Source organism: Streptomyces sp. NPDC002088 (assembly GCF_040296605.1).
Lineage (GTDB): Bacteria > Actinomycetota > Actinomycetes > Streptomycetales > Streptomycetaceae > Streptomyces.
In genome coordinates this window covers 82,510-103,827 of the sequence record NZ_JBEOXO010000030.1, presented here as the reverse complement: position 1 = coordinate 103,827, position 21,318 = coordinate 82,510, and the positions used below count along the sequence as shown (strand labels likewise).

The 21,318-nt window shown below is 70.3% G+C and carries 21 protein-coding genes and 1 pseudogene; 12 read left to right on the top strand and 10 right to left on the bottom strand.

The genetic code is table 11. The annotated features are described in order from the left end of the window. Nucleotide 1: 1 nt before the first annotated feature. The gene (locus ABT114_RS41815) at nt 2-457 is read left to right on the top strand and encodes a tellurite resistance TerB family protein (RefSeq protein WP_351149957.1); all 456 of its coding nucleotides are present in this window, start codon (nt 2-4) and stop codon (nt 455-457) included. A 43-nt stretch (nt 458-500) separates the two neighbouring features. Here the strand turns inward: ABT114_RS41815 and ABT114_RS41810 are convergent, their stop codons facing one another. The 3 genes from ABT114_RS41810 to ABT114_RS41800 all read right to left on the bottom strand — a co-directional run bounded on the left by ABT114_RS41810 (nt 501) and on the right by ABT114_RS41800 (nt 2,618). Beyond that, a complete protein-coding gene (locus ABT114_RS41810; protein ID WP_351149954.1) occupies nt 501-1,439 on the bottom strand; it encodes a M56 family metallopeptidase in 939 nt (312 codons plus the stop codon). A gap of 3 nt (nt 1,440-1,442) precedes the next feature. Beyond that, nucleotides 1,443-1,880, bottom strand: a complete 438-nt coding sequence (locus ABT114_RS41805; RefSeq protein WP_351149951.1) for a BlaI/MecI/CopY family transcriptional regulator — start codon at nt 1,878-1,880, stop codon at nt 1,443-1,445. Nucleotides 1,881-2,240: 360 nt separating this feature from the next. Further along, nucleotides 2,241-2,618 carry a hypothetical protein gene (locus tag ABT114_RS41800; protein ID WP_351149948.1) on the bottom strand — a complete coding sequence of 126 codons (378 nt, stop codon included), beginning with the start codon at nt 2,616-2,618 and terminating at the stop codon, nt 2,241-2,243. A 472-nt stretch (nt 2,619-3,090) separates the two neighbouring features. Here ABT114_RS41800 and ABT114_RS41795 point away from each other — a divergent pair, with 472 nt between their 5' ends. Beyond that, nucleotides 3,091-3,414 (top strand): hypothetical protein, encoded by a 324-nt coding sequence (locus ABT114_RS41795; protein WP_351149945.1) that lies wholly within the window; start codon nt 3,091-3,093, stop codon nt 3,412-3,414. A gap of 469 nt (nt 3,415-3,883) precedes the next feature. Here the strand turns inward: ABT114_RS41795 and grpE are convergent, their stop codons facing one another. Both grpE and dnaK read right to left on the bottom strand, forming a co-directional pair. Beyond that, nucleotides 3,884-4,462, bottom strand: a complete 579-nt coding sequence (gene grpE, locus ABT114_RS41790; RefSeq protein WP_351149942.1) for a nucleotide exchange factor GrpE — start codon at nt 4,460-4,462, stop codon at nt 3,884-3,886. Further along, entirely contained in the window at nt 4,462-6,345 is a 1,884-nt protein-coding gene (dnaK, locus tag ABT114_RS41785; RefSeq protein WP_351149939.1) for a molecular chaperone DnaK, read from the bottom strand. The genes grpE and dnaK overlap by 1 nt, the downstream gene beginning before the upstream one ends. Nucleotides 6,346-6,541: 196 nt before the next feature. On the opposite strand from dnaK, the pseudogene ABT114_RS41780 reads away from it, so the two are divergent. The 3 genes and pseudogenes from ABT114_RS41780 to ABT114_RS41770 all read left to right on the top strand — a co-directional run. After that, nucleotides 6,542-6,853, top strand: a pseudogene (locus ABT114_RS41780) (SOS response-associated peptidase family protein); the annotation flags it as partial. Continuing rightward, nucleotides 6,853-7,260, top strand: a complete 408-nt coding sequence (locus ABT114_RS41775) for a TetR-like C-terminal domain-containing protein (protein WP_351149988.1) — start codon at nt 6,853-6,855, stop codon at nt 7,258-7,260. The pseudogene ABT114_RS41780 and the gene ABT114_RS41775, both read left to right, overlap by 1 nt. Then, the gene (locus tag ABT114_RS41770) at nt 7,257-8,870 is read left to right on the top strand and encodes a CocE/NonD family hydrolase (RefSeq protein WP_351149936.1); all 1,614 of its coding nucleotides are present in this window, start codon (nt 7,257-7,259) and stop codon (nt 8,868-8,870) included. Before ABT114_RS41775 ends, ABT114_RS41770 begins: the two co-directional genes overlap by 4 nt. 192 nt (nt 8,871-9,062) lie before the next feature. Here ABT114_RS41770 and ABT114_RS41765 read toward each other — a convergent pair whose 3' ends face one another. From ABT114_RS41765 to ABT114_RS41745, 5 genes are all read right to left on the bottom strand, one after another. Continuing rightward, nucleotides 9,063-9,242: a hypothetical protein gene (locus tag ABT114_RS41765; protein ID WP_502988490.1), complete on the bottom strand. Its 180-nt coding sequence runs from the start codon at nt 9,240-9,242 to the stop codon at nt 9,063-9,065. 95 nt (nt 9,243-9,337) lie between these two features. Beyond that, on the bottom strand, nt 9,338-10,312 hold the full coding sequence (locus tag ABT114_RS41760) for an Lrp/AsnC family transcriptional regulator (protein ID WP_351149933.1): 975 nt from the start codon (nt 10,310-10,312) through the stop codon (nt 9,338-9,340). Nucleotides 10,313-10,532: 220 nt separating this feature from the next. Next, on the bottom strand, nt 10,533-12,179 hold the full coding sequence (locus ABT114_RS41755; protein WP_502988489.1) for an MFS transporter: 1,647 nt from the start codon (nt 12,177-12,179) through the stop codon (nt 10,533-10,535). Between the two features lie 226 nt (nt 12,180-12,405). After that, nucleotides 12,406-13,572 carry an acyl-CoA dehydrogenase family protein gene (locus ABT114_RS41750; RefSeq protein ID WP_351149930.1) on the bottom strand — a complete coding sequence of 389 codons (1,167 nt, stop codon included), beginning with the start codon at nt 13,570-13,572 and terminating at the stop codon, nt 12,406-12,408. Nucleotides 13,573-13,634: 62 nt separating this feature from the next. Further along, complete coding sequence (locus ABT114_RS41745) at nt 13,635-14,834, bottom strand: CaiB/BaiF CoA transferase family protein (protein WP_351149927.1); 1,200 nt, start codon at nt 14,832-14,834, stop codon at nt 13,635-13,637. Between the two features lie 121 nt (nt 14,835-14,955). On the opposite strand from ABT114_RS41745, the gene ABT114_RS41740 reads away from it, so the two are divergent. From ABT114_RS41740 to ABT114_RS41710, 7 genes are all read left to right on the top strand, one after another. Next, nucleotides 14,956-15,918: a LysR family transcriptional regulator gene (locus ABT114_RS41740; RefSeq protein ID WP_351149925.1), complete on the top strand. Its 963-nt coding sequence runs from the start codon at nt 14,956-14,958 to the stop codon at nt 15,916-15,918. Nucleotides 15,919-15,959: 41 nt separating this feature from the next. Beyond that, on the top strand, nt 15,960-16,778 hold the full coding sequence (locus ABT114_RS41735; protein ID WP_351149923.1) for an alpha/beta fold hydrolase: 819 nt from the start codon (nt 15,960-15,962) through the stop codon (nt 16,776-16,778). A gap of 217 nt (nt 16,779-16,995) precedes the next feature. Next, nucleotides 16,996-17,859: an HTD2 family dehydratase gene (locus ABT114_RS41730; RefSeq protein WP_351149920.1), complete on the top strand. Its 864-nt coding sequence runs from the start codon at nt 16,996-16,998 to the stop codon at nt 17,857-17,859. Then, nucleotides 17,856-18,401, top strand: a complete 546-nt coding sequence (locus ABT114_RS41725; protein WP_351149917.1) for an HpcH/HpaI aldolase/citrate lyase family protein — start codon at nt 17,856-17,858, stop codon at nt 18,399-18,401. The genes ABT114_RS41730 and ABT114_RS41725 overlap by 4 nt, the downstream gene beginning before the upstream one ends. Next, nucleotides 18,398-18,931 carry a GNAT family N-acetyltransferase gene (locus tag ABT114_RS41720; protein ID WP_351149915.1) on the top strand — a complete coding sequence of 178 codons (534 nt, stop codon included), beginning with the start codon at nt 18,398-18,400 and terminating at the stop codon, nt 18,929-18,931. Before ABT114_RS41725 ends, ABT114_RS41720 begins: the two co-directional genes overlap by 4 nt. Nucleotides 18,932-19,176: 245 nt before the next feature. Next, the gene (locus tag ABT114_RS41715) at nt 19,177-20,541 is read left to right on the top strand and encodes a TrkH family potassium uptake protein (protein ID WP_351149912.1); all 1,365 of its coding nucleotides are present in this window, start codon (nt 19,177-19,179) and stop codon (nt 20,539-20,541) included. Continuing rightward, nucleotides 20,534-21,253 (top strand): potassium channel family protein, encoded by a 720-nt coding sequence (locus ABT114_RS41710; RefSeq protein ID WP_351149909.1) that lies wholly within the window; start codon nt 20,534-20,536, stop codon nt 21,251-21,253. The genes ABT114_RS41715 and ABT114_RS41710 overlap by 8 nt, the downstream gene beginning before the upstream one ends. The last annotated feature ends 65 nt before the right edge of the window (nt 21,254-21,318 follow it).

Sequence of the window (21,318 nt, the reverse complement as noted above, 5' to 3'; positions counted from 1 at the left end):
CATGGCCCTGTGGGACCGCATCAAGGAGTCCGCGTCGACGATGCAGACCCAGCTCGTGGCGAAGAAGAACGACCTCAAGAGCGGCGCCTTCCGCGACGCGAGCATGGCGATGTGCGCCCTGGTCGCGGCGGCGGACGGCACCATCGATCCGGCCGAGCGGCAGCGCGTGGCCCAGCTGATCGCCACCAACGAGGTGTTGCAGAACTTCGACGCCACGGATCTTCAGCGGCGCTTCGACGACAACCTCAACAAGCTGACCGCCGACTTCGCCTTCGGCAAGGTCAGCGTGTTGCAGGAGATCGCCAAGGCGAAGAAGAAGCCCGCCGAGGCCCGGGCCGTCATCCAGATCGGCATCGTCATCGGCGGCGCCGACGGCGACTTCGACAAGACCGAGCAAGCCGTCGTACGGGAGGCGTGCTTCACCCTCGACCTGCCGCCGCACGAGTTCGACCTCTGATCGGTCTACCCGGCTCCCCGAGGCTTGGCCCGCGTGAGCCGCCCTACAGCGGCGTCGCCGCCTTGAGGATCAGGAACATCGTCACCGCGGAGTTCGCCGAGGACATCGCGGACAGGGCTGCGCCGACGGCAGCGGTCCAGGCGGCCATGCCCACGGAGGTGAACATCGGCGGCCAGGTGCGCGCGGCCGGGGCCGGCCCCAGCAGGGCCGCCACCCGGCGCGGTACCGGTCCCGGTACGGCGGCCAGGCCGGCCAGTGTGGAGGCGGGTGCCCGGCGGGAGATGAGGGCGGCTTTGGCGATCGCGCGGGCGGTGGTCCGGCGGTCACCTACCGCTGCGGCCGCCTCCTCGTCCGCCCAGCGCTCCACGGTGCAGGCGACGGCGGTGCGTAGCGGGCGCAGGAACGGGTTCGCCCGGGCCGCCAGCCCGGCGAACAGCAGGTAGCGGTGGTGGTGGCCGGTGAGGTGGGCGCGTTCGTGGGCGAACAGGACGCGCCGCTCGCGGGAGGTGAGGCCGCCCAGCATGCCGGTGGAGACCAGGATCCGGCCCGTGTCCCCACGCCCGGGGAGGGTGTGGGCGTACGGGATGTCGTCCGGGAGGACGGCAACCTGGGTGGCGGGCAGTCCGCGCAGCGCCCGTGCGGTACGGCGGCGCACCCGGCGGTGGCGCAGCAGCAGGGCCGTGCAGGCCGCGGCCGCGGCGGCGAGGACGGCGACCGCGCCCTTGCCGACCACCTCGTCGTGCGGCACGGCCGCCCGCACCTCCGGATCGGCCCAGGCGTCCGGCAGCGGGTTGCCCGGGAGTTGAGCGGTGCCGACGATCGCCAGTAGTCCCAGGCACAGACTGCTGCACAGGCCCAGGACGGCGGCGACGGCGGACAGCAGACGGGTCGCCAGGCGCGGATGCAGGCGGTGTTCGGCCAGCCGAGCGATGGGCCATGCGGTCAGCGGCAGGACGAGTGGCAGGAAGACGAACACGCCCATGGGTCAGCTCTCCTGGCCCTCTCCGCGCTCCGGCCGGTCGCTGCCTTCCGTCTCCTGGAGGAGTTTGCGCAGCAGTTCCTCGTCCTGCGGCGGCAGACCGGAGACGAAGCTCGCCAGGACGGCCTCGCGGTCGGCCTCACCGTCCAGAACACGGCGCATGCGGTGCGCGGCCAGGCCCGCTTCGTCCGAGCGGGCCGTCCAGGTGAAGGACCGGCCGGCCCGCTCCCGCGTGACCACGGCCTTGGCCTGGAGACGGGTCAGGATCGTGATGACGGTGGTGTAGGCGAGGTTGCCGCCCAGGCGCTCGCGCACCCAGCCCGCCGTGACCGGCTCCGGCGCCTCGCGCAGGGCGGACAGCACCTGGGCCTCCAGTTCGCCCTGACCGCGCCGACGGGCAGGTGTGTCCGCCCCCGGACCGCCGCTCTTGTCCTGCCTGCCCACGCTGCCGCCTCCCTGACCTGCCGTGCTCTGCGCCCTCCCAACCGGTAAGCGCTCAACCACCGCCCCATCGTAGTGATATGGGGCCGCCTCACCCTCACAATCTTCTACATTGCTGTAGATTCAACGTCGGGCCTACTCGTCGCGGCCCTGTTGTTCCGGAGCCGGCCGAGGAAGCCACCGACGCCGACGCGATCGACCTTCTGCGCCGCCGCCGGGCCTCGACAGGGATCCACCTCGGTCTCACCGTTGCTTTGGGAATCCTCTGCGCTTGGTGGATGCGCCGCCACCTCAACTGACGCCGTCGGCCTCCGGTTCCGGTATGGCTTCCCCCTTGTTGTTCATGATCCGGGGGCGGTGGCGTCACCGCCCTGGGGCCCTGCCCGCCGCTCCGGCAGCGGTGCGATGCAAAGGAACCGAGAACGCGACGACGAACAGGCCGAAGAGGGTGATGGGCAACAGACCGACGGGATGCAACAGACCTGCGGGATCGTCCTGCACCCACTGCCAGTTGCCGACCCAGTTCGCGCAGGCGTCCATCACCATCACGGTACCCGCCAGCCAGACGCCCTCCCTCCGCAGGAGTCCCACCAGCACGGCAGTCAGCGGGTCGAGGACCACCAAGCCGAAGAAGAACACCCGCAAGGGAACCTGTGGAAACGACGCATAAGCGTGAACCCCGCCACGGGCCAAGTCGCGAAGATGAGCACAGGTTCCTTCAAGGAAGCCGATCAAGTACACCGCGAGAACCCATCTCGCCCACAGCGGCTGTCCGCCCCACCGTTCCCGTAGCCAAGTCCCCACCGGGCCACCCTAGACGAACCCCAAAGGTGAGCATCCGCCCATGACGGAGCCGTCGCGTAGACCACGCTGCTGAAACGGCCCAGGCACTCCCCAGAGCGGGCATGGTGACCATGCGGGAGGGCGGAGCGAGCGCAGCAGGAGGCGGAGCGCGACGGCTCCCTCGACCACACCACGGTCGGTACGATGCCGCCCGCCAGGTGCAGGTGGCCGCCTCCGGGACCTCGGTCAGGCCGCTGACCTCAGCAAGCTCGCGCGCGTCGCGCTCGATTCGAATCCAGTCGGTGCCCACGCATGTGACAGGCCGCCCAGACCACATCGTGATCCGGACGATATTCCGCCGGGCTGGTACCGCGGGCCCGCCGCTGCGACGGTAGCCGCACTGCGCTCTCTACCGATATCGAGGTCTGTCATGTTCGGTCTGGCCTTTGTCGCCCCCTGGCTGGTGCTGGTCTCCGCGCTCTGGGCGATGCTGCCCCTTCTTTGTCCCCGGCAGCGGCGGACTGGCATCGTCGTCGCCGTCGCGCATGTCATCGCAACACTGGCGATCACGCGACCCTGGACCGAGAACTGGTACTGGGGCGACGGGGCATGGCTGATTCTCGTCTTCGGGCAGGGCGCCCTCATTGCACTGGGCCGGCTGGCCTTCGAACTCAGCCCGCTGGGCCTCCGTCGCCACCGCGCGGCGCCCCGGCCCCCGAGCGGCGACCCGATGGTGGCCCAGCCCGAGCGGTGAGGAGCCGAAGGGAACCGCTCACGGCGTTCCGGCCCCGGTGTGCCGGAGCGTGGCATGGGAGCGAAGGGGCAAGAGCGTGGAGGCATGAGGAGTTCGGAGAGTCCCACGAGGGCTTCGCGGCACGGTCCTCGCCGACGGCAACGCGCCCAAGCGCCGGCCGAAGGCTGCCGCCCATCGTGGATCGACTGGGCGCAGCCGACCGCCGGCGGCCTGTACGACCTCGGCACCTCGCTGACGCACAGCGACTGGAGGACACGTATCCGGGAGGTCGAACCGCGAAGGGTGCCGCTGCCGTCCGGCGTCGCCGACCTGATCAACCGAATGGAGGGGAGGCTGGCCTCGCTGGCCGACCAGGCATCACTGGCCCCGCCGAAAGCCGGGCCGCGCTGGAACGTCTCATCGCCCGCGTCGCCCAGGAAGCAGCCGACGCGGTCGCAACACTGCCTCGATGCCAGGCTTCATCAGCCTTCTAGTCGGCCGGCGGTTCGGTGACCTCTGCCAGTGCCGGGCGTAGCATCTGGTCGCCGACTCGGTAGCCGGGGCGGAGGATCGTGGTGCACGTGGGCCGATCGACATGGCCGGCGCGAACGCAGGACACGGCCTCGTGCAGGGCGGGGTCGAAGGGATCTCCCGGTGTACCGAAGGCTTCGAGGCCCAGGGCCGTCAGTTCGGTCTCCAGCAGGTCGGCGACATGCCGGAAGCCGCCGGTGACCACACCGTGCGCGCGGGCCTCGTCCAAGGCGTCGAGGACGGGGAGGAGCCCGGTGAGCACGTTGGCCACCGCGACCTCGCCCACGGCGCGGCGGTCGCGGCGGACCCGCTTGCGGTAGTTGTCGTACTCCGATCGCAGCCGTTGCAGGTCAGCCGTCCGCTCACGCAACCGGGTCCGCAGCACATCGGCCTCGGAGGGGGCCTCGGCGGGCTGCCGGGCAGGCTCGATGTCGCCGTGGCGCCGAGGCTCCAGGGTTCCGCCCGGTTGCCGCCAGTCGCTCCCGACGATCACCAGCGGGCGCTCGCAAGACCGGTCGGGTTCGCCGGGGCGGGGCATCACGCACCCTCCTGCCTCTTGTCGTCGTCGACGATTTCCGCGTCCACCACATCCTCGTCCTGGCCTGTGTCACCTGCCGTGGCACCGCCCGCACCGCCGGTGGCGGCGCCTCCCTGGCCCTGCGCCTGCGCGTACATCGCGGTGCCGACCTTCTGAGCCGCCACCATCACCTTCTCGGTCGCCTCGCGCAGGGCGACCGTGTCGTCGCTGCCGGCGTGCTCTGCCTTGAGGGTCTCCCTCAGCTGCGACAGGGCGGTTTCGACCTCGCTCCTGACATCCGTGGGGATCTTGTCGGCGTTGTCAGCGAGCAGCCTTTCGGTCTGGTAGGCGACCTGCTCCGCCTGGTTGCGGGCCTCGGCGGCCTCACGGCGGCGCCGGTCCTCCTCAGCGTGCTGCTCCGCCTCGCGCATCATGCGGTCGATGTCCTGCTTCGGCAGAGCCGAGCCGCCGGTGACCGTCATGCGCTGCTCCCTGCCCGTGCCGAGGTCCTTGGCCGCGACGTGCATGATGCCGTTGGCGTCGATGTCGAAGGCGACCTCGATCTGCGGGACACCACGCGGGGCCGGCGGCAGACCGGTCAGCTCGAACATCCCGAGCCGCTTGTTGTAGGCCGCCATCTCGCGCTCACCCTGGTAGACCTGGATCTGCACGGACGGCTGATTGTCCTCGGCCGTGGTGAAGATCTCCGAGCGCCTGGTCGGGATCGTCGTGTTCCGCTCGATGAGCTTGGTCATGATGCCGCCCTTGGTCTCGATACCGAGGGACAGCGGGGTCACGTCGAGCAGCAGGACGTCCTTGACCTCACCCTTGAGGACACCGGCCTGCAGGGCGGCACCCACGGCCACGACCTCGTCCGGGTTCACGCCTTTGTGCGGGTCCTTGCCGGTCAGCTCGCGCACCAGATCGGTCACCGCCGGCATCCGTGTGGATCCGCCGACCAGGATGACGTGACTGATGTCGGACAACTTGATCCCGGCATCCTTGATCGCGTTGTGGAACGGGCCCTTGCAGCGCTCCAGCAGGTCCGCCGTCAGTTGCTGGAACTGGGCCCGGGTGAGTTTCTCATCCAGGTGCAGCGGGCCCTCGGCCGACGCGGTGACATAGGGCAGATTGACCGTGGTCTCCGAGGACGACGACAGCTCGATCTTCGCCCGCTCGGCGGCCTCCCGCAGCCGCTGGACGGCCATCTTGTCCCTGCCCAGGTCGACGCCGTAGTTGTTCTTGAACTGCTTGGCCAGGTGGTCGACGATCCGCTCGTCCCAGTCGTCACCGCCCAGGTGCGTATCGCCATTGGTGGCCTTGACCTCGACCACGCCCTCACCGATCTCCAGCAGGGACACGTCGAAGGTGCCGCCACCGAGGTCGAATACCAGAACCGTCTGGTCGTTCTCCTTGTCCAAGCCGTACGCGAGCGCCGCGGCCGTCGGCTCGTTGATGATCCGCAACACCTTCAGCCCGGCGATCTCCCCGGCCTCCTTGGTCGCGGTGCGCTGCGCGTCATTGAAGTACGCCGGAACGGTGATGACCGCGTCCGTGACGTCCTCACCCAGGTACGCCTCCGCGTCCCGCTTGAGTTTCTGCAGCACGCGCGCGGAGATCTCCTGCGCCGTGTACCGCTTGCCGTCGATGCTCCCCGTGTCCGGGAAGCGCCACTGCGCCTCGCCCACGTGCCGCTTGACCGAGCGCACGGTGCGCTCCACATTGGTGACGGCCTGGCGCTTTGCCACCTCACCGACCAGCACCTCGCCGCTCTTGGCGAAGGCGACCACTGAGGGGGTGGTCCGCGACCCTTCCGTGTTGGTGACGACCGTGGGCTCGCCGCCCTCCAGCACGCAGACCACCGAGTTCGTCGTGCCGAGGTCGATTCCCACTGCCCGTGCCATGGTCCTCTCCTCCAGCTGTGCGCTGTCCCGCTCCCCAGGGAGCTCCCACCTGGCGATATGGGGCAAACCTCTCTAGGGATATGAATAGGAACCAAAGCCCTGAATTGTCAAGAAATCCGCTTTCCCGTGCGGATCGATGCCCGGAGTGGAGCACGAGGTGCGCGAAGCTCGGCTCCTCCGGTGGCACAGTGGCCGTATGTGCGGCCGTTGTGTCTCCACCCGCAGCCCGGAGGATCTGGTGCGGCTGTTCCAGGTCACCGACTGGCGCCCGTAGGAGGCGTTGGCGCCGAGCTGGAACGTCGCCCCGACCGACGACGTGTGGGCCGTCCTCGAGCGCGCCCCACGCGAGAAGGAAGCCGCTGTGTCGCCGCAGCGGGAGTTGCGGCCGCTGCGCTGGGGTCTGGTGCCGTCGTGGGCGAAGGACGTGAAGATCGGCGCTCGCGTGATCAACGCGCGGGTGGAGACCGTGCCAGACCGTCCTCCGTACGACCACGCACCACGCCGGCGGTGGTCGAACGGGAGCTCCTGCCCGAAGTCGGGGACGTGGGCGCACCGCGACGCACGCGCATCCTGGCGATGGCCCGGCACCACGCCCGGCACCGGCCCTTCTACCGCGCGATGCTCACCGGATCGTGTGCCTTCCCCATGACCCGGGCTCTGAACAGGCTGTTCGGATCGCTGATCACCATGGAGGGCCTGCGGGAGGTGTTCGGCGACCTCGACGAGGCGACCGCACAGGACCTGGCGGCACTGATCACGGGCGGAAGCGGCACGATCGTCCACGACTGGCTGATCGACGCGGACGACCCCCTCGACCCCGAAGAACTGGCGGACCGCCTGCTGCGCCTTTCGGCTGTGCTCACCCGCGGCCACACCACCTCCCTCGCCCCCACACCCGGAGGCCACCCCCGATGAACCTCAGCAGCCACCTCATCCAGCGCATGCTGCACCTGCCCCCACCCGCCACCAGGAACCTGACGGTCGAACACGACCTGCGCGTCCCGATGCGCGACGGGGCAGTCCTGCTGGCCGACCGCTGGACCCCGAGGTCCGGAGGCGACGGCCTGCCGACCGCACTCATCCGGGTCCCCTACGGCAGGGCAGGCGCGACCGCGGGCCCGATGGTCCGGCCGCTGGCCGAACGAGGCTTCCAGGTACTCATCCAGAGCACCCGCGGCACCTTCGGCTCCGACGGTCCCTGGGACCCCCTGCGCCGCGAACGCGAGGACGGCCTCGACACCATCGACTGGGTGATCAGGCAGCCCTGGTTCGGCGAGTCGATGATCCTGCACGGCCCCAGCTACCTCGGCTTCGTCCAGTGGGCGGTCGCCGACGCCGTACCACCCCAGGTCAAGGCCATGATCCCGATCGTCTCCGAATCGGCCCTCACCCTGGAATTCCTCCGCGCGGACGGCTTCTCCCTGGAGACCCCGTTCGGCTGGGCCGTCCAGGTCGCAGGACAAGAACGCCGATTCGCACTGCCACGCCAGATGCTGGCCGCGAAGAAGGTCCAACGCGCCGTGCACACACTGCCTTTGGACCAGGCCGACACCGCCGCCATCGGGCACCGTTACGACTACGTCCAGAACATCCTCGTCCACGATGCCGACGCGCCGTTCTGGCAGGGCATCGACCACCGCCACCGGGTCGGTGACATCCATGTGCCCGTGAGCAGCATCGGCGGTTGGTACGACATCTTCCTGCCCGGCCAGCTCCGCGACCACCGCGTCCTGCAGGACGCCGGGCGCGCCCCGCTCCGCCTCACCGTCGGCCCCTGGACCCACACCTCCATGGGCATCGGACACGCTGCCTTCACCGAGGCCCTCGACTTCGGCCTGACCCTGGCGCGGGGCCAGGAACCGGCCGAACGCGCCCCGGTACGCCTGTTCGTCATGGGCGAGGAGAAGTGGCGCGACTTCCCCTTCTGGCCACCGCCGGGATTCGAGCCCCAGCGGTTCCATCTCCAGCCGGGCGGCGCCCTCTCGCCGGAGACGCCCGCCGACTCACTCCCCGACGGCTACCGCTACGACCCCGCCGACCCCACCCCCTCCGTCGGCGGCGTCCGCTTGGCCTTCGGCGTCAAGTCCGGCCGCGTCGACAACGCGGCGCTCGAAGCCCGGCCCGACGTCGTCACCTACACAACTCCCCTACTGGACAAGGACGTCGAGGTCATCGGTGATGTCCGCGCCGAGATCTTCTTCCGCTCCAGCCTGCCCCACGCCGACGTCTTCGTCCGCCTCTGCGTCGACGCCGACGGCCGCTCCACCAACGTGTGCGACGGCCTGACCAGCCTCACAGGTGCCGATGAGACCTCCACGGCAGTAGTGAGGCTCTGGCCGACCGCGTACCGCTTCAAACGCGGCCACCGCATCCGCGTGCAGGTCTCCAGCGGCGCCTTCCCCCGCTTCAACCGCAACCCCGGCACCGGCGAACCCCGCGCCACCGCCACCACCCTCCGCGCCGCCGACCAGCAGGTCTTCCACGACCCGGAACACCCCTCCGCCATCATCCTGCCGACGAGGTAAGCCCACACGGGCACGTCCGGTGTGAGCTTCGCCGGTGCGGATCGGGTCGCACATCGTCAGATGCGGGAACCGTTTCGTACGGTCCGGACGCGGCAGCCCTCTGGTCACGGGCCGAAGCCCGGTCCGCCGCTTCGTCGGCAGTTGCTGATGCAGGTTCAGGCTTGTCGAGGCTGGTCCGCAGGGTGACCGGCTTCAGCAGGACCGCCGCGACGATGCCGACGGCGGCGACTGCGGCGCCGATGAGGAAGATGGTTCGAACTCCTCGGCCGTGACCGCGCGCAGGGCCGGGCCGACCGTGACCTGGGCGATGAACCGGCCGTACCAGCTGGGCGCTCCCAGAGCCTCCACATGCCCGGTGACGGGGCGGACCACGCAGGCCACCCAGTCCCGGAGCAGGCGGCCCGGCTGCTGCGTGCGGGAACACCGCCCATCGCGCAGGTGGCCGCCCTGTGCATCATCCGAAGGGGTCAGCGGGTGGGTTCGTACGTCAGTTGTTTGACCTGACGCAGAGTGAGGGTCGTTTCGACGGTCTGGACGCCCTGGAGGGCGCCGATCTTCTCGCTCAGGTAGTGGTAGAGCTCGCCGGTGCCGGAGGTGACGACGGACGCGACCAGATTGGCCTGTCCCGTGATCACCGCGGCGAAGACGACCTCGCGGTGTTCCGCGAGCGCCTGCCCGACGTCGGCGAGGGCGGAAGGCGCCACGGTGAGCCACAGCATCGCACCGACGCCGAGCCCCAGGGACGCGCTGTCGTGCTGCACATCGAAGTAGAGGGCCCCCGAGGCGCGCAGCCGTTCCACGCGTCGCTTGACGACGGACTCCGACTGACCGGTTGCGGTCTGCAGCTCGCTGAACGTGGCCCGCCCGTCGCGACGGAGCAGGGCCACCAGGGCCTCGTCGTCCTCGTCGAGGCGGATCAGGGCGTCGTCCGGCTCGACCCTCGGCGGACGCAGCGCCTCCGCCTCGTCGGGATCGAGTGCCTGGATCTTGTCCAGCCCGCCGAGCGGGCCGCCGTAGAAGATGTGCAGCAGACAGTGGGCGCTGACGGAGACGACCCGGGGGGTGCGCTGCAGTCGGTCGAAGAGGAGTTCGTCGCGGTCCTGTCGGCTGCGGGGCTTCATGGCGCACAGGACCTCGGTGCCGCCGGAGATCAAGTTGACGTAGGAGGTGTCGGAGCGGCGGGCCAGGGCGTTCGCCAGCTGGTCGGCCACGTCGGGCGTGCAGCGGAGCCGGACGATCCAGCCGGTACGGCCGAGCCTGCTCTCGTCGACCACGCCGACCACCCGCAGGCCGGCCGTGGTGCGCAGCCGCCGGAAGCGTCGCGCGATCGTCTGGTCGGACACTCCGAGCACCTCGCCGATGCGGCTGAACGGCGCACGTCCGTCGAGTTGCAGGGCCTGAAGCAGCTTCAGGTCCAGTGCGTCGAGGGGCTGGGAGTCCACGGCGGCCCTCCTGGTTCAGGGCTGGTTTGCGGTCGTCGGTCGATGGTGCGGGGGGGGCGCGTGGCGTCGCCGGGAATCGGCGCTCCCGCCGTGTGGCGGGGCCCGGGTCCATCATGCGTGGTCCCAGGCCCCGGGTGGGGCGCCGTGCCCGTCCCCACGGACGGCGCCGGTACCAGGTCGGCGTTTCGCTCGGTACGCTCGCGGCCCGGTACGTCGGGTATCACCCTGCGGTGTGGTTGCCCGCCAGGAAGGGGGCTTCGCCGTGTCCCTGGGACGCGGCAGCGGCGGGGCCCTCGGCAGCGGCGGCCGCGCGGGGGCCGGCGACCTTGGTCGGTGCCGTGTGGTGCGGGCGGCGCAGCAGGAGCGCTCCGACGACGGCGGCGAGCAGGGTGAGCACGGCGGCGACGACCAGGCAGAGGTGCAGGCCGTCGAGGAAGGCCTCGGACAGCGCGCCCAGGACGCGGGGCGTGTCCGCGCCGAGGTCGAGCCCGCCCACGGCGCCGATACCGCCGTGGTCGGCGACCGTCTTCACATGCTGGATGGTCTGACCGGTCAGGCCGGCGTCGGTGAGGTGGCCGGGCAGGGCGCCGACAGCCTTGGTGGAGAGCAGGGCACCGAGGATGGCAGGGCCGAGGGCACCGCCGACCTGACGGAAGGCGTTGTTGCCGGCCGCGGCCATGCCCGCCTGGTGGAAGGGCACCGAGCTGACCGCGGTGGCGGTCATCGGGGTGATGACGAAGGCCATGCCGAGGCCCAGCAGGGCCAGCCGCCAGGCCAGCGACCCGAAGGACGTGTGCACGCCGATGTCGGTGAGGGACAGCAGCGCGGCGGTGCTGACCAGCAGGCCGCCGGGGATGAGCACCCGTGGCGAGACCCGGTGGACCAGGCGGCCGACGGGGGCGCCCAGCACGAGGCAGACCATGGACACCATCAGCAGACGCCAGGCCGCGTCGAGCGTGGACAGCTGCTGGACCATGCCGAAGTACAGACTGAGGACGAAGAAGAACCCGATCAGGCCCAGGAAGCTGATCATGGCGATCAGCGTGGTGGCGGTGAAGGCCGGGCTGCGGAACAGGGTCAGATCCAGCATGGGGTCGGCACTGGAGCGTTCCACCAGGACGAACGCGACGGCGCTGACCGCGGCGATCGACAGCGCCACCACGACCTTGGCGTCGGTGAAGGACGTGGCGCCGCCTTCGATGATCCCGTAGACGAGGGCGGTGATCGCCAGCGCGGCGGTGATCTGGCCCGGCCAGTCCAGCCGACGCGAGCCCGGCGCGCGGGAGTCGGTCAGCAGCTTCGCGGCGCAGGCCATCGCGAGGAGCGACGCGGGCACGGGCAGGAGGTAGATCCAGCGCCAGGCGAAGTGGTCGAGGATGGTGCCGGCGATGACGGGGCCCAAAGCCAGGGCGGCGGTGAGCGCGGTGGCCCACAGGCCGATGAACTTGCCGCGCTCACGCGGATCGGGCACCGCGTGGCTGATCAGGGCGAGGGTAGTGGGCAGCAGCGCGGCCGAGCCCAGCCCGGCCAGGGCCTGGCCGGCCCAGACGACCTGGACGTTCTGCGCGCACAGCGCGACGACGGCGCCGAGGCCGCTGAGGGCGAGGCCCGCCTGGTAGACCTTCTTGCGGCCGTGGACGTCGCCGAAGACGCCGGCGGTGAGGATGAGGGCCGCCATGGGCAGGACGAAGGCATCGGAGACCCAGGACAGTTGGGAGGTCGAGGCGTCGAGAGCCCGTTGGACGGCGGGCAGGCTCGCGGAGACGGTGGTCACCGGCAGATAGGCGACGAACACACCGACGCAGGCCATGACGAGCGTGGCGGCCCGCCGTTCCTGCGGTGCGTTCGCCGTGGTCGTGGCGTTCACGGAAGACTCTCCCTTGCAGCGCCGGGGCGCTGGGCGGACGGGCGCTGGGCCCTGGGCTTGGCTGACGGCGACCACCCTCGGTCCCGCCCGTCCTCCGAATCCAGCCACGGCCCGCCGAAACCTGGATAACCGACATCCAGGCCCGGTTTTCCGGGGATCTTCGACCCGTGCTCACCTCTGGAACGGCAGGCCGCTGCTCACCCCGGGGACGGCAGGGCGACGATGTTCACGCATCAAGTCCTCCTCGCTTGACCAGCTGGCTCGCGATGACGTTGCGCTGGATCTCGTTCGTGCCCTCGCCGACGATCATCAGCGGAGCGTCCCGGAAGTAGCGCTCCACGTCGAACTCGGTCGAATATCCGTAACCCCCGTGGATCCGGACCGCGTTGAGGGCGATCTGCATGGCGGTCTCGGAGGCGAACAGCTTCGCCATCCCGGCCTCCATGTCCACCCGGCGTCCGGCGTCGGCCTCATGTGCGGCGTACAGAGTGAGCTGGCGGGCCGCGGTGAGCGAAGTCGCCATGTCGGCCAGGTAGTTACCGATGGACTGATGCTGCCAGATCGGCTTGCCGAACGACTCCCGCTCCTGGGCGTAGGCGAGCGCGTCCTCCAGGGCCGCCCGGCCGACGCCGAGGGCTCGGGCGGCGACCTGGAGGCGACCGGTCTCCAGGCCCTTCATCATCTGCGCGAAACCCTTGCCCTCCACACCGCCCAGTACGGCGTCGGCGGACGTCCGGTGGTCCTCGAACGACAACTCACAGCTCTCCACGCCCTTGTAACCCAGCTTGGGCAGGTCACGCGAGACCGTCAGTCCGGGACCGTGCTCGACGAGCAGGATGGAGATGCCCTTGTGGGCGGGGGTGGCGTCCGGATCGGTCTTGCACAGCAGGGCGATCAGGCCGGACCGGCGGGAGTTGGTGATCCAGGTCTTCGACCCGTTGACCACATAGCCGTCGGCGTCCCTGCGGGCGACCGTGCGCATGGCCTGGAGGTCGGAGCCGCCGCCCGGCTCGGTCAGCGCCATGGTCGCCCGGACCTCGCCGGTGGCCATCCTCGGCAGGTGCCGCCGCTTCTGCTCCTCCGTGCCGAACCGCAGCAGCAGCTTGGCGACCACCGTGTGCCCGCCCATCGCACCCGCCAGGCTCATCCAGCCGCGCGCCAGCTCCTCGGTGATCAGGACGTAGCAGGGGGTGGAGACGGGCGTGCCGCCGTACTCTTCGGGGACGGCGAGACCGAAGATGCCGAGCTGCTTCATCTGCTCGATCAGCGCTTCGGGGTAGGTGTTGGCGTGCTCCAGCTCCTGGACGACCGGCCTGACCTCCTTGTCTACGAAGTCGTGCACGGTCCTGACGATGAACTGCTCGTCCTCGGACAGGATGTCGAGAGTGCTCATGCTTTGCCCCCTAAATGAAAAAAATGACCAAAGTAACCAAAGTGACCACAGTGAGACCGGCGTCAGAGGACTCGGTCGGCTCGTAGGGCCTCGATCTCGGCCGGGCCGTAGCCCAGTTCGGCAAGGACGGGTTCGGTGTGCTCGCCCACGGCCGGGACGGCGTCCATGCGGGGTGTCACGCCTGCCAGGTCCGCCGGCGGAACCAGGGCCGGCACGTCCACACCTCCGGGAATCGGCACGTCCCGCCACCGGCCCCGGGCGCTGAGCACGGGATGGGCCAGGAAGTCCTCGATGTCGTTGACCCCGGCGTTGGCGATGCCCGCCGCGTCCAGCGCCTTCATCGCCTCGTCGCTGTCCGACTCTGCGAAGCGTTCGGCCACGATCGCGTTGAGTTCGTCGCGGTGGGCCACGCGGGCGGAGCCGGTGGCGAAGCGCGGGTCGGCGACGAGGCCGTCAGCTTCGAGGAAGCGCTCGCACAGGGCGGCCCACTCGCGGTCGTTCTGAATGGAGAACAGGACCTCCTTGCCGTCGGCGCAGGGGTAGGCGCCGTACGGGGCGATGGTGGCGTGCTGGGTGCCGACCCGCGGGGGTTGGCTGCCGCCGAAGCGGGTGTAGTAGGCGGGCTGGCCCATCCACTCGGCGAGCGCCTCGAACAGCGAGACCTCGACCGATCGGGCGATGCCCGTGGTGGCCCGGGTGAGCAGGGCGGTGAGGATGCCCGAGTAGGCATACATGCCGGCGGCGATGTCGGCGATCGAGATCCCCACGCGGGCGGGCTCGTCCGGGCTCCCGGTGAGCGAGACCAGCCCGGTCTGGCACTGCACCAGCAGGTCGTACGCCTTGCGGCCGGCCCAGGGGCCGGTGGAGCCGTAGCCCGAGATCGAGCAGGGGATCAACGACGGGAAACGCTCGCGGAGCGCCTCCGCCCCCAGGCCCATCCTCGCGGCCGCTCCCGGCGCCAGGTTCTGCACGAACACGTCCGCGCGGGCGAGGAGTTGCTCCAGGATCTGCCGACCGCGCTCCGACTTCAGGTCGAGGGTCAGGGACTCCTTCGACCGGTTGAGCCAGACGAAGTAGCTGGACTCGCCGTGCACGGTCGTGTCGTACCTGCGGGCGAAGTCACCGCCTTCCGGACGCTCCACCTTGATCACCCTGGCTCCGAGGTCGGCCAGCTGGCGGGTGGCGAAGGGGGCCGCCACCGCCTGCTCGACACTCACGACGGTGATGCCGGACAGGGGCAGCGTTTCGGGGTGCTCGGTCATGCGTTGGCCTCCAGGACTGGGCTCGACCCGCTCGAGTAACATCGTGGGCACTGATGACAACCTGAGTGAAATAGCAATTCTTGATGGCGCCATGCCCGGTGCGGATGGTGGTGGAAGAACCGTGGACGTCAAACAGCTCAAAGCGCTCGTCACGGTAGCCGAGGCGGGCAGCGTCACCCGGGCCGCCGAACTGCTGCACCTGGTGCAGCCGGCTGTGACCCGGCAGATCCGCACCCTGGAACAGGAACTCGGCGTGCCGCTCTTCGAGCGGACCCGGCAGGGCATGCGGCCCACCGACGCCGGGGTGATCATGGTGGACCGGGCACGGCGCGCCCTGAACGAGTTGGAGCGGGCCCGCGCCGAGGTCCAGCCCACCCCCGGCGCGGTGACCGGTATCGTCACCGTCGGCCTGCTGGAGAGCACGACCGATCTGCTGGCCGAGCCTCTCGTCTCCGCCCTGACCAGGGACCATCCCGGCATCGAACTGCGCCTGATGACGGCGTACTCCGGGCACCTGCAGCAGTGGCTGGACGCCGGGGACCTGGACCTGACCCTGCTCTACAACCTGGACAGCACGCCGTCGCTCAACGCCCGTCCGCTGCTGCGGGAGCACCTCTGGGCGGTCGCTCCGCCCTCGGCCGGACTACGGGCCGATCGCCCCGTGCCCTTCACCGAGGCGGCGACCCATCCGCTCGTCATGCCCACGTCCGGCCATGCCCTGCGCGCCCTGATCGACGCCGCCGCGACGCGGGCCCGGACCGCCATGGACATCGCCGTGCAGACCAACTCCATGCGGGTACAGAAACAGCTCGTCCTGGCCGGGCACGGCTGGACCGTCCTGCCGGGTATCGGCATCGCCGAGGACGTCGCGAACGGCACGCTGAGTGCCGCGCCGCTGTGCGAGCCCGACGTGTGGCGTTCCGTCGTGCTCGCCACCGCTCGGTCCCGCCGGACGCCGCCCGCCGTGGAGGTCGTCGCGCGGGAACTCGTACGGCAGATCGACACGGCCGTGAGTCAGGGCAGATGGCCTTCCCTGCAGCCCCAGACGCACACACGTACGGAGACGGAGCCAGAGGGCCAGTGACAGCGCACCCAGCCACACCCCAACCCCAGAGCGGAGCCCCCATGAGCGACACCACTCGACACCGGAACGGCTTCGCCCGCGCCCACGACGGCACCGCACTGGCCTACCAACGGGAGGGCTCCGGGCCTCCTCTCGTGCTCCTCGCCGGACAGGCGAACAACCACCGCTGGTGGGAGGGCATACGCACGGACTTCCACACCAGGCACAGCACGATCACCCTCGACTACCGGGGCACGGGAGTCAGCGACAAGCCCCAAGAGGGCTACTCCACCCGGCAGTTCGCCGACGACGTGATCGCGGTCCTCGACGAGTTGGGCATCGAGCGCGCCGACGTCTACGGCACGTCCATGGGCGGACGGGTCGCCCAGTGGGTGGCCGCCGACCATCCGGGGCGGGTGGGGCGGCTCATCCTCGGGTGCACCTCCCCCGGCGGCTCGCACGCCGTCGAGCGGGACGTCTCGGTGCGGCGGGCCCTTGCCCAACCCGACCCCGAGGCCGTACAGCAGGCGCTGATCGACCTGATGTACTCCCCCACCTGGCTCGCCGGCCACCCCGGCCCGTACACGACCCTCGGCGACCCCGGCATGCCCCCGCACGCCCGGCGCGGCCACCTGCTGGCCAGCAACCGGCACGACGCCTGGGACGTCCTGCCCGCGATCAGCGCTCCGACACTGATCCTCCACGGCGACCAGGACCGGCTCACCCCGCCCGACAACCTCCTCCTGCTCGCCGCCCGCATCCCCGGCTCACGCACCCACGTCTTCCCCGGCGCCCGTCACGCCTACTTCGAGGAATGCCGTGCGGAGGCGAGTGCGATGGTCACGGCATTCCTCAGCGACGGCCTGCGACCGGAGGTCTAGTCACCGGAGGTCCGGTCATATGGGCGAGACATACCGAGATCACATCTTTCTATTGTTCAACGCCATCCATCAGCTCCCATGATGTGCGGCATGGAGGAGACACACGCCCCCGCGCCGCCTTCCTGGCAACCGGGCCGGCCTCCGCGACTCCCACCGCGCCGACGACCGCCCCGCTGACCTGACCACCACTCCTTCGCCGCACAAGGAAACGAAGCCCATGCCCGCACCTCTCGCCTCCTACGTGGAGTCATGGCAGCCCGCACCGGCCACCGACGAGGACGCCCTGTCGCCCGCTCCGGCGGCGGCCCTGTCGGCACTGCTGGACCTCCCCGACGCCGCCGCCAAGTCCGGTGACCCGCTGCCCCCGCTGTGGCAGTGGCTCTACTTCCTGCACTGGCCGGCCCAGCAGGCTCTCGGCCCCGACGGACATCTGCGCGACGCCCGCTTCCTGCCACCCATCCCCCGCCGTCGGCGCATGTTCGCCGGCGGACGGAGCGAGATCACCGAGCCACTGCGCCTCGGCGAGCCGGCCGAACGCGTCAGCAGCCTGGCCGCGGTCGCCCCCAAGCAGGGCCGCAGCGGCGAGCTGCTGTTCGTCACCGAACGCCAGGAGTTCCGGCAGAACGGCCGCATCTGCCTGGTCGAGGAGCAGGACATCGTCTACAGGTCGGGCGACGGCTCCGCACCGAGGCACCCGTCCACGCTCGACGACTCGGCCGTCCCGGAGCCCGAGGGGCCGTGGCAGCTGCGTCTGCACCCCGACGAGACCCTGCTCTTCCGGTTCAGCGCACTCACCGCCAACGCCCACCGCATCCACTACGACACCCCCTACTGCCGCGACACGGAGGGCTATCCCGGCCTCGTCGTCCACGGGCCCCTGCTGGCTCTGCTCATGCTGGAACCGGTCCGCAGAAACGCCCCGGAGCGGCAAGTACGGTCGCTGTCCTACCGGCTGCACCGGCCGGCATTCGTCGGCGAGCACCTCCTCGCCGACGGCACGCCCTCCGCCGGGCACGCGGACCTGCACATCGCCACCCACCGCGAAGCCCGGCACGCCACCGCCGAGGTGACCCTCGCATGAACCCGGACAGTGACCGCATCGCCGCCGCGCGGACTCTGCTGTTCGTGCCCGGCGACCGGCCCGACCGCTTCGCCAAGGCGGCCTCCTCAGGCGCCGACCTCGTCATCATCGACCTGGAAGACGCCGTCGCCCCCGGCGACAAGGATCACGCCCGCGACAACGCGGCTGCCTGGCTCGCCCTCGGCAATCGCGCGGTCGTACGGATCAACCCGCCCGAAACGCCGTGGTACGACGCCGATCTCGCGGCGGTCACCGAGTACGGCTGCCCGGTCATGGTGCCCAAGGCCGAGGCCCCGGTCCTCCTCGCGGATATCGCCGCCTGCTGCACCCTCGTCCCCTTGGTCGAAACGGCCCTCGGTATCGAGCGGGCCCACGAGGTGTGCGCCGTTCCCGGGGTCGTCCGCGCCGCCTTCGACAACGTCGACCTGGCCACCCAGCTCGGCGTCGCGCACGACGACCACTCACGCGCACAGGACGTCGTCGCCTCTGAACGGCACCGCCATTCGCGCTCACGGCGCGGCGTCGGCAGGATAGGGCCATGAGTGAGATCCGCACCCCCCGTCTTGTCCTGCGCCGATGGCTGGACGACGACCTCGTCCCCCTGTCCGAGATCCAGGCCGATCCGGCGGTGATGCGATGGATCGGCGACGGTAGGCCGCGCTCCTTGGAGGAGACCGCCGAGGACATCGAGGCGTGGGAGGAGGAGTGGGACGAAGAGGGTTTCGGGATCTTCGCGGTCGAACTCCTCGGGTCCGGGGAACTGGCCGGCGCGGTCGGCCTGTACGTCGCGGACGCTCCGGCCGAGATCGCCGACCAAGTGGCGATCAGCTGGCGCCTCGGGCGGGCGTTCTGGGGCCAGGGATACGCGTCCGAAGCCGCCCATGCCGCACTGGAGTTCGCGCTGCAGGACCGCGGCATCGACCGGGTTGCCGCCGTGTGCCGCACCGGCGACACCGCATCCGTGAACGTGCTCGGGAAGCTCGGCATGCAGGCGGAAGGCACCGTGCAGCACCCGATCCACGGGTATGACCTGGGGGTGTACGGGATCGACCTCACCGAGTACCAGGGGTAGAACCGACCGCCCGATCAGAACCCGGCATCAGCCGGTGCCCGCCGTCCCCCCTACCGGCGAGCAGGCCGCAGGGACGAGGCAGCAGAATCGCCCTTCCAGCGGCCGGTGACGCGGACAACGCCGTGTCGCGTGCCGTACGCCCGTGCTGACAGGGATGCTGTGCAGCATGGCCTCGTTCACCGCCACGCCGGCTGACGGGCACGGCCGGGATGTGGCGTGGGGATATCGGGAGGTGGCCGGTGGCCGTGGGGACGACTCGGGCCCGGTGGTCCCGGCTGGCCCGCCACCCCTCCCGCAGTATCGTCCTGGCCTTCGCGTTCGTCGTCCTTGTGGGCGCGGCCCTGCTGACCGTGCCGGCCGCGACCGAGCCCGGCAGACGCACGGATGTGCTGATTGCCCTGTTCACCTCCACCGGAGCGGTCAGCGGCGGCCTGTCCATCGTGGGCACCGGCAGCCACTGGACCGCCTTCGGCGAGGGCGTGGTCCTGGCGCTGATCCAGGTCGGCGGGTTCGGCATCACGACGCTCGCCTCACTGCTGGCCCTGGTCGTTTCCGGTCGGCTGCGGTTGCGGGCGCAGCTCACCACGCAGGCGGAGACCGGAGGCCTCGGCGGCGGCGACATCCGCCGGGTGGTCCTGGGCATCGCGGGCACGACACTCGCCATCGAGTTCGCCACGGCCGCCGTGCTGGCGGCACGGTTCCGCTTCGGTCTTGGTCTGGCGGCCGGAAACGCCGTCCACCAAGGGATCTTCTACGGGATCTCCGCCTTCAACAATGCCGGATTCGCTCTGCGCGACGACAACCTCGTCAGCTATGCGCACGACCCCTGGATCGTCCTGCCGATCGCCGCCGCCTGCACGCTCGGCGCTCTCGGCTTCCCCGTACTGCTGGAACTGCTGCGCCACCGCGCGCGCGTACGTGACGGCGGCCGGCGCCGCTGGTCCCTGCACACCCGGCTCACCCTCGCCACCTCCGCGGTTCTGCTCGCCGTCGGCACCCTGATGACCTGCCTGCTGGAGTGGAGCAACTCCCGGACACTCGGCCCCATGGGGTCGGGGGACAAGGTGCTCAACGGGTTCTTCGCCGCGGCCAGTGCGCGTACCGCGGGCTTCAACACGGTCGACACCGGCGCCATGGAACCGGCCACCCTGCTGGGTATCTGCATGCTGATGTTCATCGGAGGCGGCAGCGCGGGGACCGCCGGCGGCATCAAGGTGACCACCTTCGCGGTACTGGGAGCGGCGATCCTCGCCGAGATCCGCGGACACACCGCTGTGGACATCATGGACCGCCGGATCTCCTCAGCCGCGCTGCGCCAGGCCCTCACCGTGGCACTGCTGGGCGTGGGTGTCGTCATGTCCGGCACGCTGCTTCTGCTCACCGTCACCGATGATCGGCCCGATGCGGTCCTGTTCGAGGTCGTCTCCGCCTTCGGCACGGTCGGTCTGAGCACCGGTATCACCGGCGGCCTTCCCGCCACCGGCCAACTCACCATCATCGTCCTGATGTTCGTCGGACGCGTCGGCTCGATCACTCTCGCCAGCGCACTCGCGCTGCGCCTGCGTGACCGCCGCTACGCCCTGCCCGAGGAGCGACCTGTCATTGGCTGACCGCTTCAAGATCTTGCGCCGAATCCGGCGTCCGCGCTCCGCTGCCGAGCGTCGCCCGGACCGTGACTCCAGAGTCGCCGTCATCGGTCTCGGCCGTTTCGGCCACTCCCTGGCACTGGAGCTGATGCGGCGCGGCTGGGACGTACTCGGCATCGATGCCGACCCCGGAGTGGTGCAGAAGGCCGGCGACGAGCTGACCCACGCCGCGGCCGCCGACTGCACCGACCCCCATGCCCTCGAGCAACTCGGCATCGGTCAGTTCTCCCGGGCGGTAGTCGGCATCGGCATCGACCTGGAAGCCAGCATCCTGGCCACCTCCAACCTCGTCGACGCCGGCGTCCCCAACATCTGGGCCCGGGCCAACACCCGGCAGCACGGCCAGATCCTGGAGCGTGTCGGCGCCCACCATGTCGTCCTGCCCGAGCACGACATGGGCGAGCGCGTGGCCCACCTGGTCACCGGCCGGATGCTGGACTTCATCACGTTCGACAGCGACTACGCCCTGGTCAAGACGCTCGCCCCGAAGTTCGTCAGAGGGGTGCCGCTCGGCGAGAGCCGGGTCCGCAGCACGTACGGCGTGACCGTCGTCGGCATCAAACGCCCCGGTGCCGACTTCACTCACGCCACCGCCGAGACGGTCGTCGAGCCCGGTGACGTCGTCATCGTCACCGGCAGGACGCAGGCCGTGGAGACCTTCGCGGAGCTGGAGTGAGCCCCGACGTCGCTTCGGCATGCGTGATTGCGCCGCAGCTGGTTTGCTGGCAGAGGGGCGCCATC

Bases quoted from the DNA above. Each gene is read 5' to 3' on its own strand.
- ABT114_RS41770 (WP_351149936.1), top strand. From the start codon at position 7,257: ATGAACCTCAGCAGCCACCTCATCCAGCGCATGCTGCACCTGCCCCCA.
- ABT114_RS41725 (WP_351149917.1), top strand. From the start codon at position 17,856: ATGAACCCGGACAGTGACCGCATCGCCGCCGCGCGGACTCTGCTGTTC.
- grpE (WP_351149942.1), bottom strand. From the start codon at position 4,462: ATGCCCCGCCCCGGCGAACCCGACCGGTCTTGCGAGCGCCCGCTGGTG.
- ABT114_RS41750 (WP_351149930.1), bottom strand. From the start codon at position 13,572: ATGAGCACTCTCGACATCCTGTCCGAGGACGAGCAGTTCATCGTCAGG.
- ABT114_RS41795 (WP_351149945.1), top strand. From the start codon at position 3,091: ATGTTCGGTCTGGCCTTTGTCGCCCCCTGGCTGGTGCTGGTCTCCGCG.
- ABT114_RS41735 (WP_351149923.1), top strand. From the start codon at position 15,960: ATGAGCGACACCACTCGACACCGGAACGGCTTCGCCCGCGCCCACGAC.
- dnaK (WP_351149939.1), bottom strand. From the start codon at position 6,345: ATGGCACGGGCAGTGGGAATCGACCTCGGCACGACGAACTCGGTGGTC.
- ABT114_RS41815 (WP_351149957.1), top strand. From the start codon at position 2: ATGGCCCTGTGGGACCGCATCAAGGAGTCCGCGTCGACGATGCAGACC.
- ABT114_RS41745 (WP_351149927.1), bottom strand. From the start codon at position 14,834: ATGACCGAGCACCCCGAAACGCTGCCCCTGTCCGGCATCACCGTCGTG.
- ABT114_RS41720 (WP_351149915.1), top strand. From the start codon at position 18,398: ATGAGTGAGATCCGCACCCCCCGTCTTGTCCTGCGCCGATGGCTGGAC.
- ABT114_RS41810 (WP_351149954.1), bottom strand. From the start codon at position 1,439: ATGGGCGTGTTCGTCTTCCTGCCACTCGTCCTGCCGCTGACCGCATGG.
- ABT114_RS41730 (WP_351149920.1), top strand. From the start codon at position 16,996: ATGCCCGCACCTCTCGCCTCCTACGTGGAGTCATGGCAGCCCGCACCG.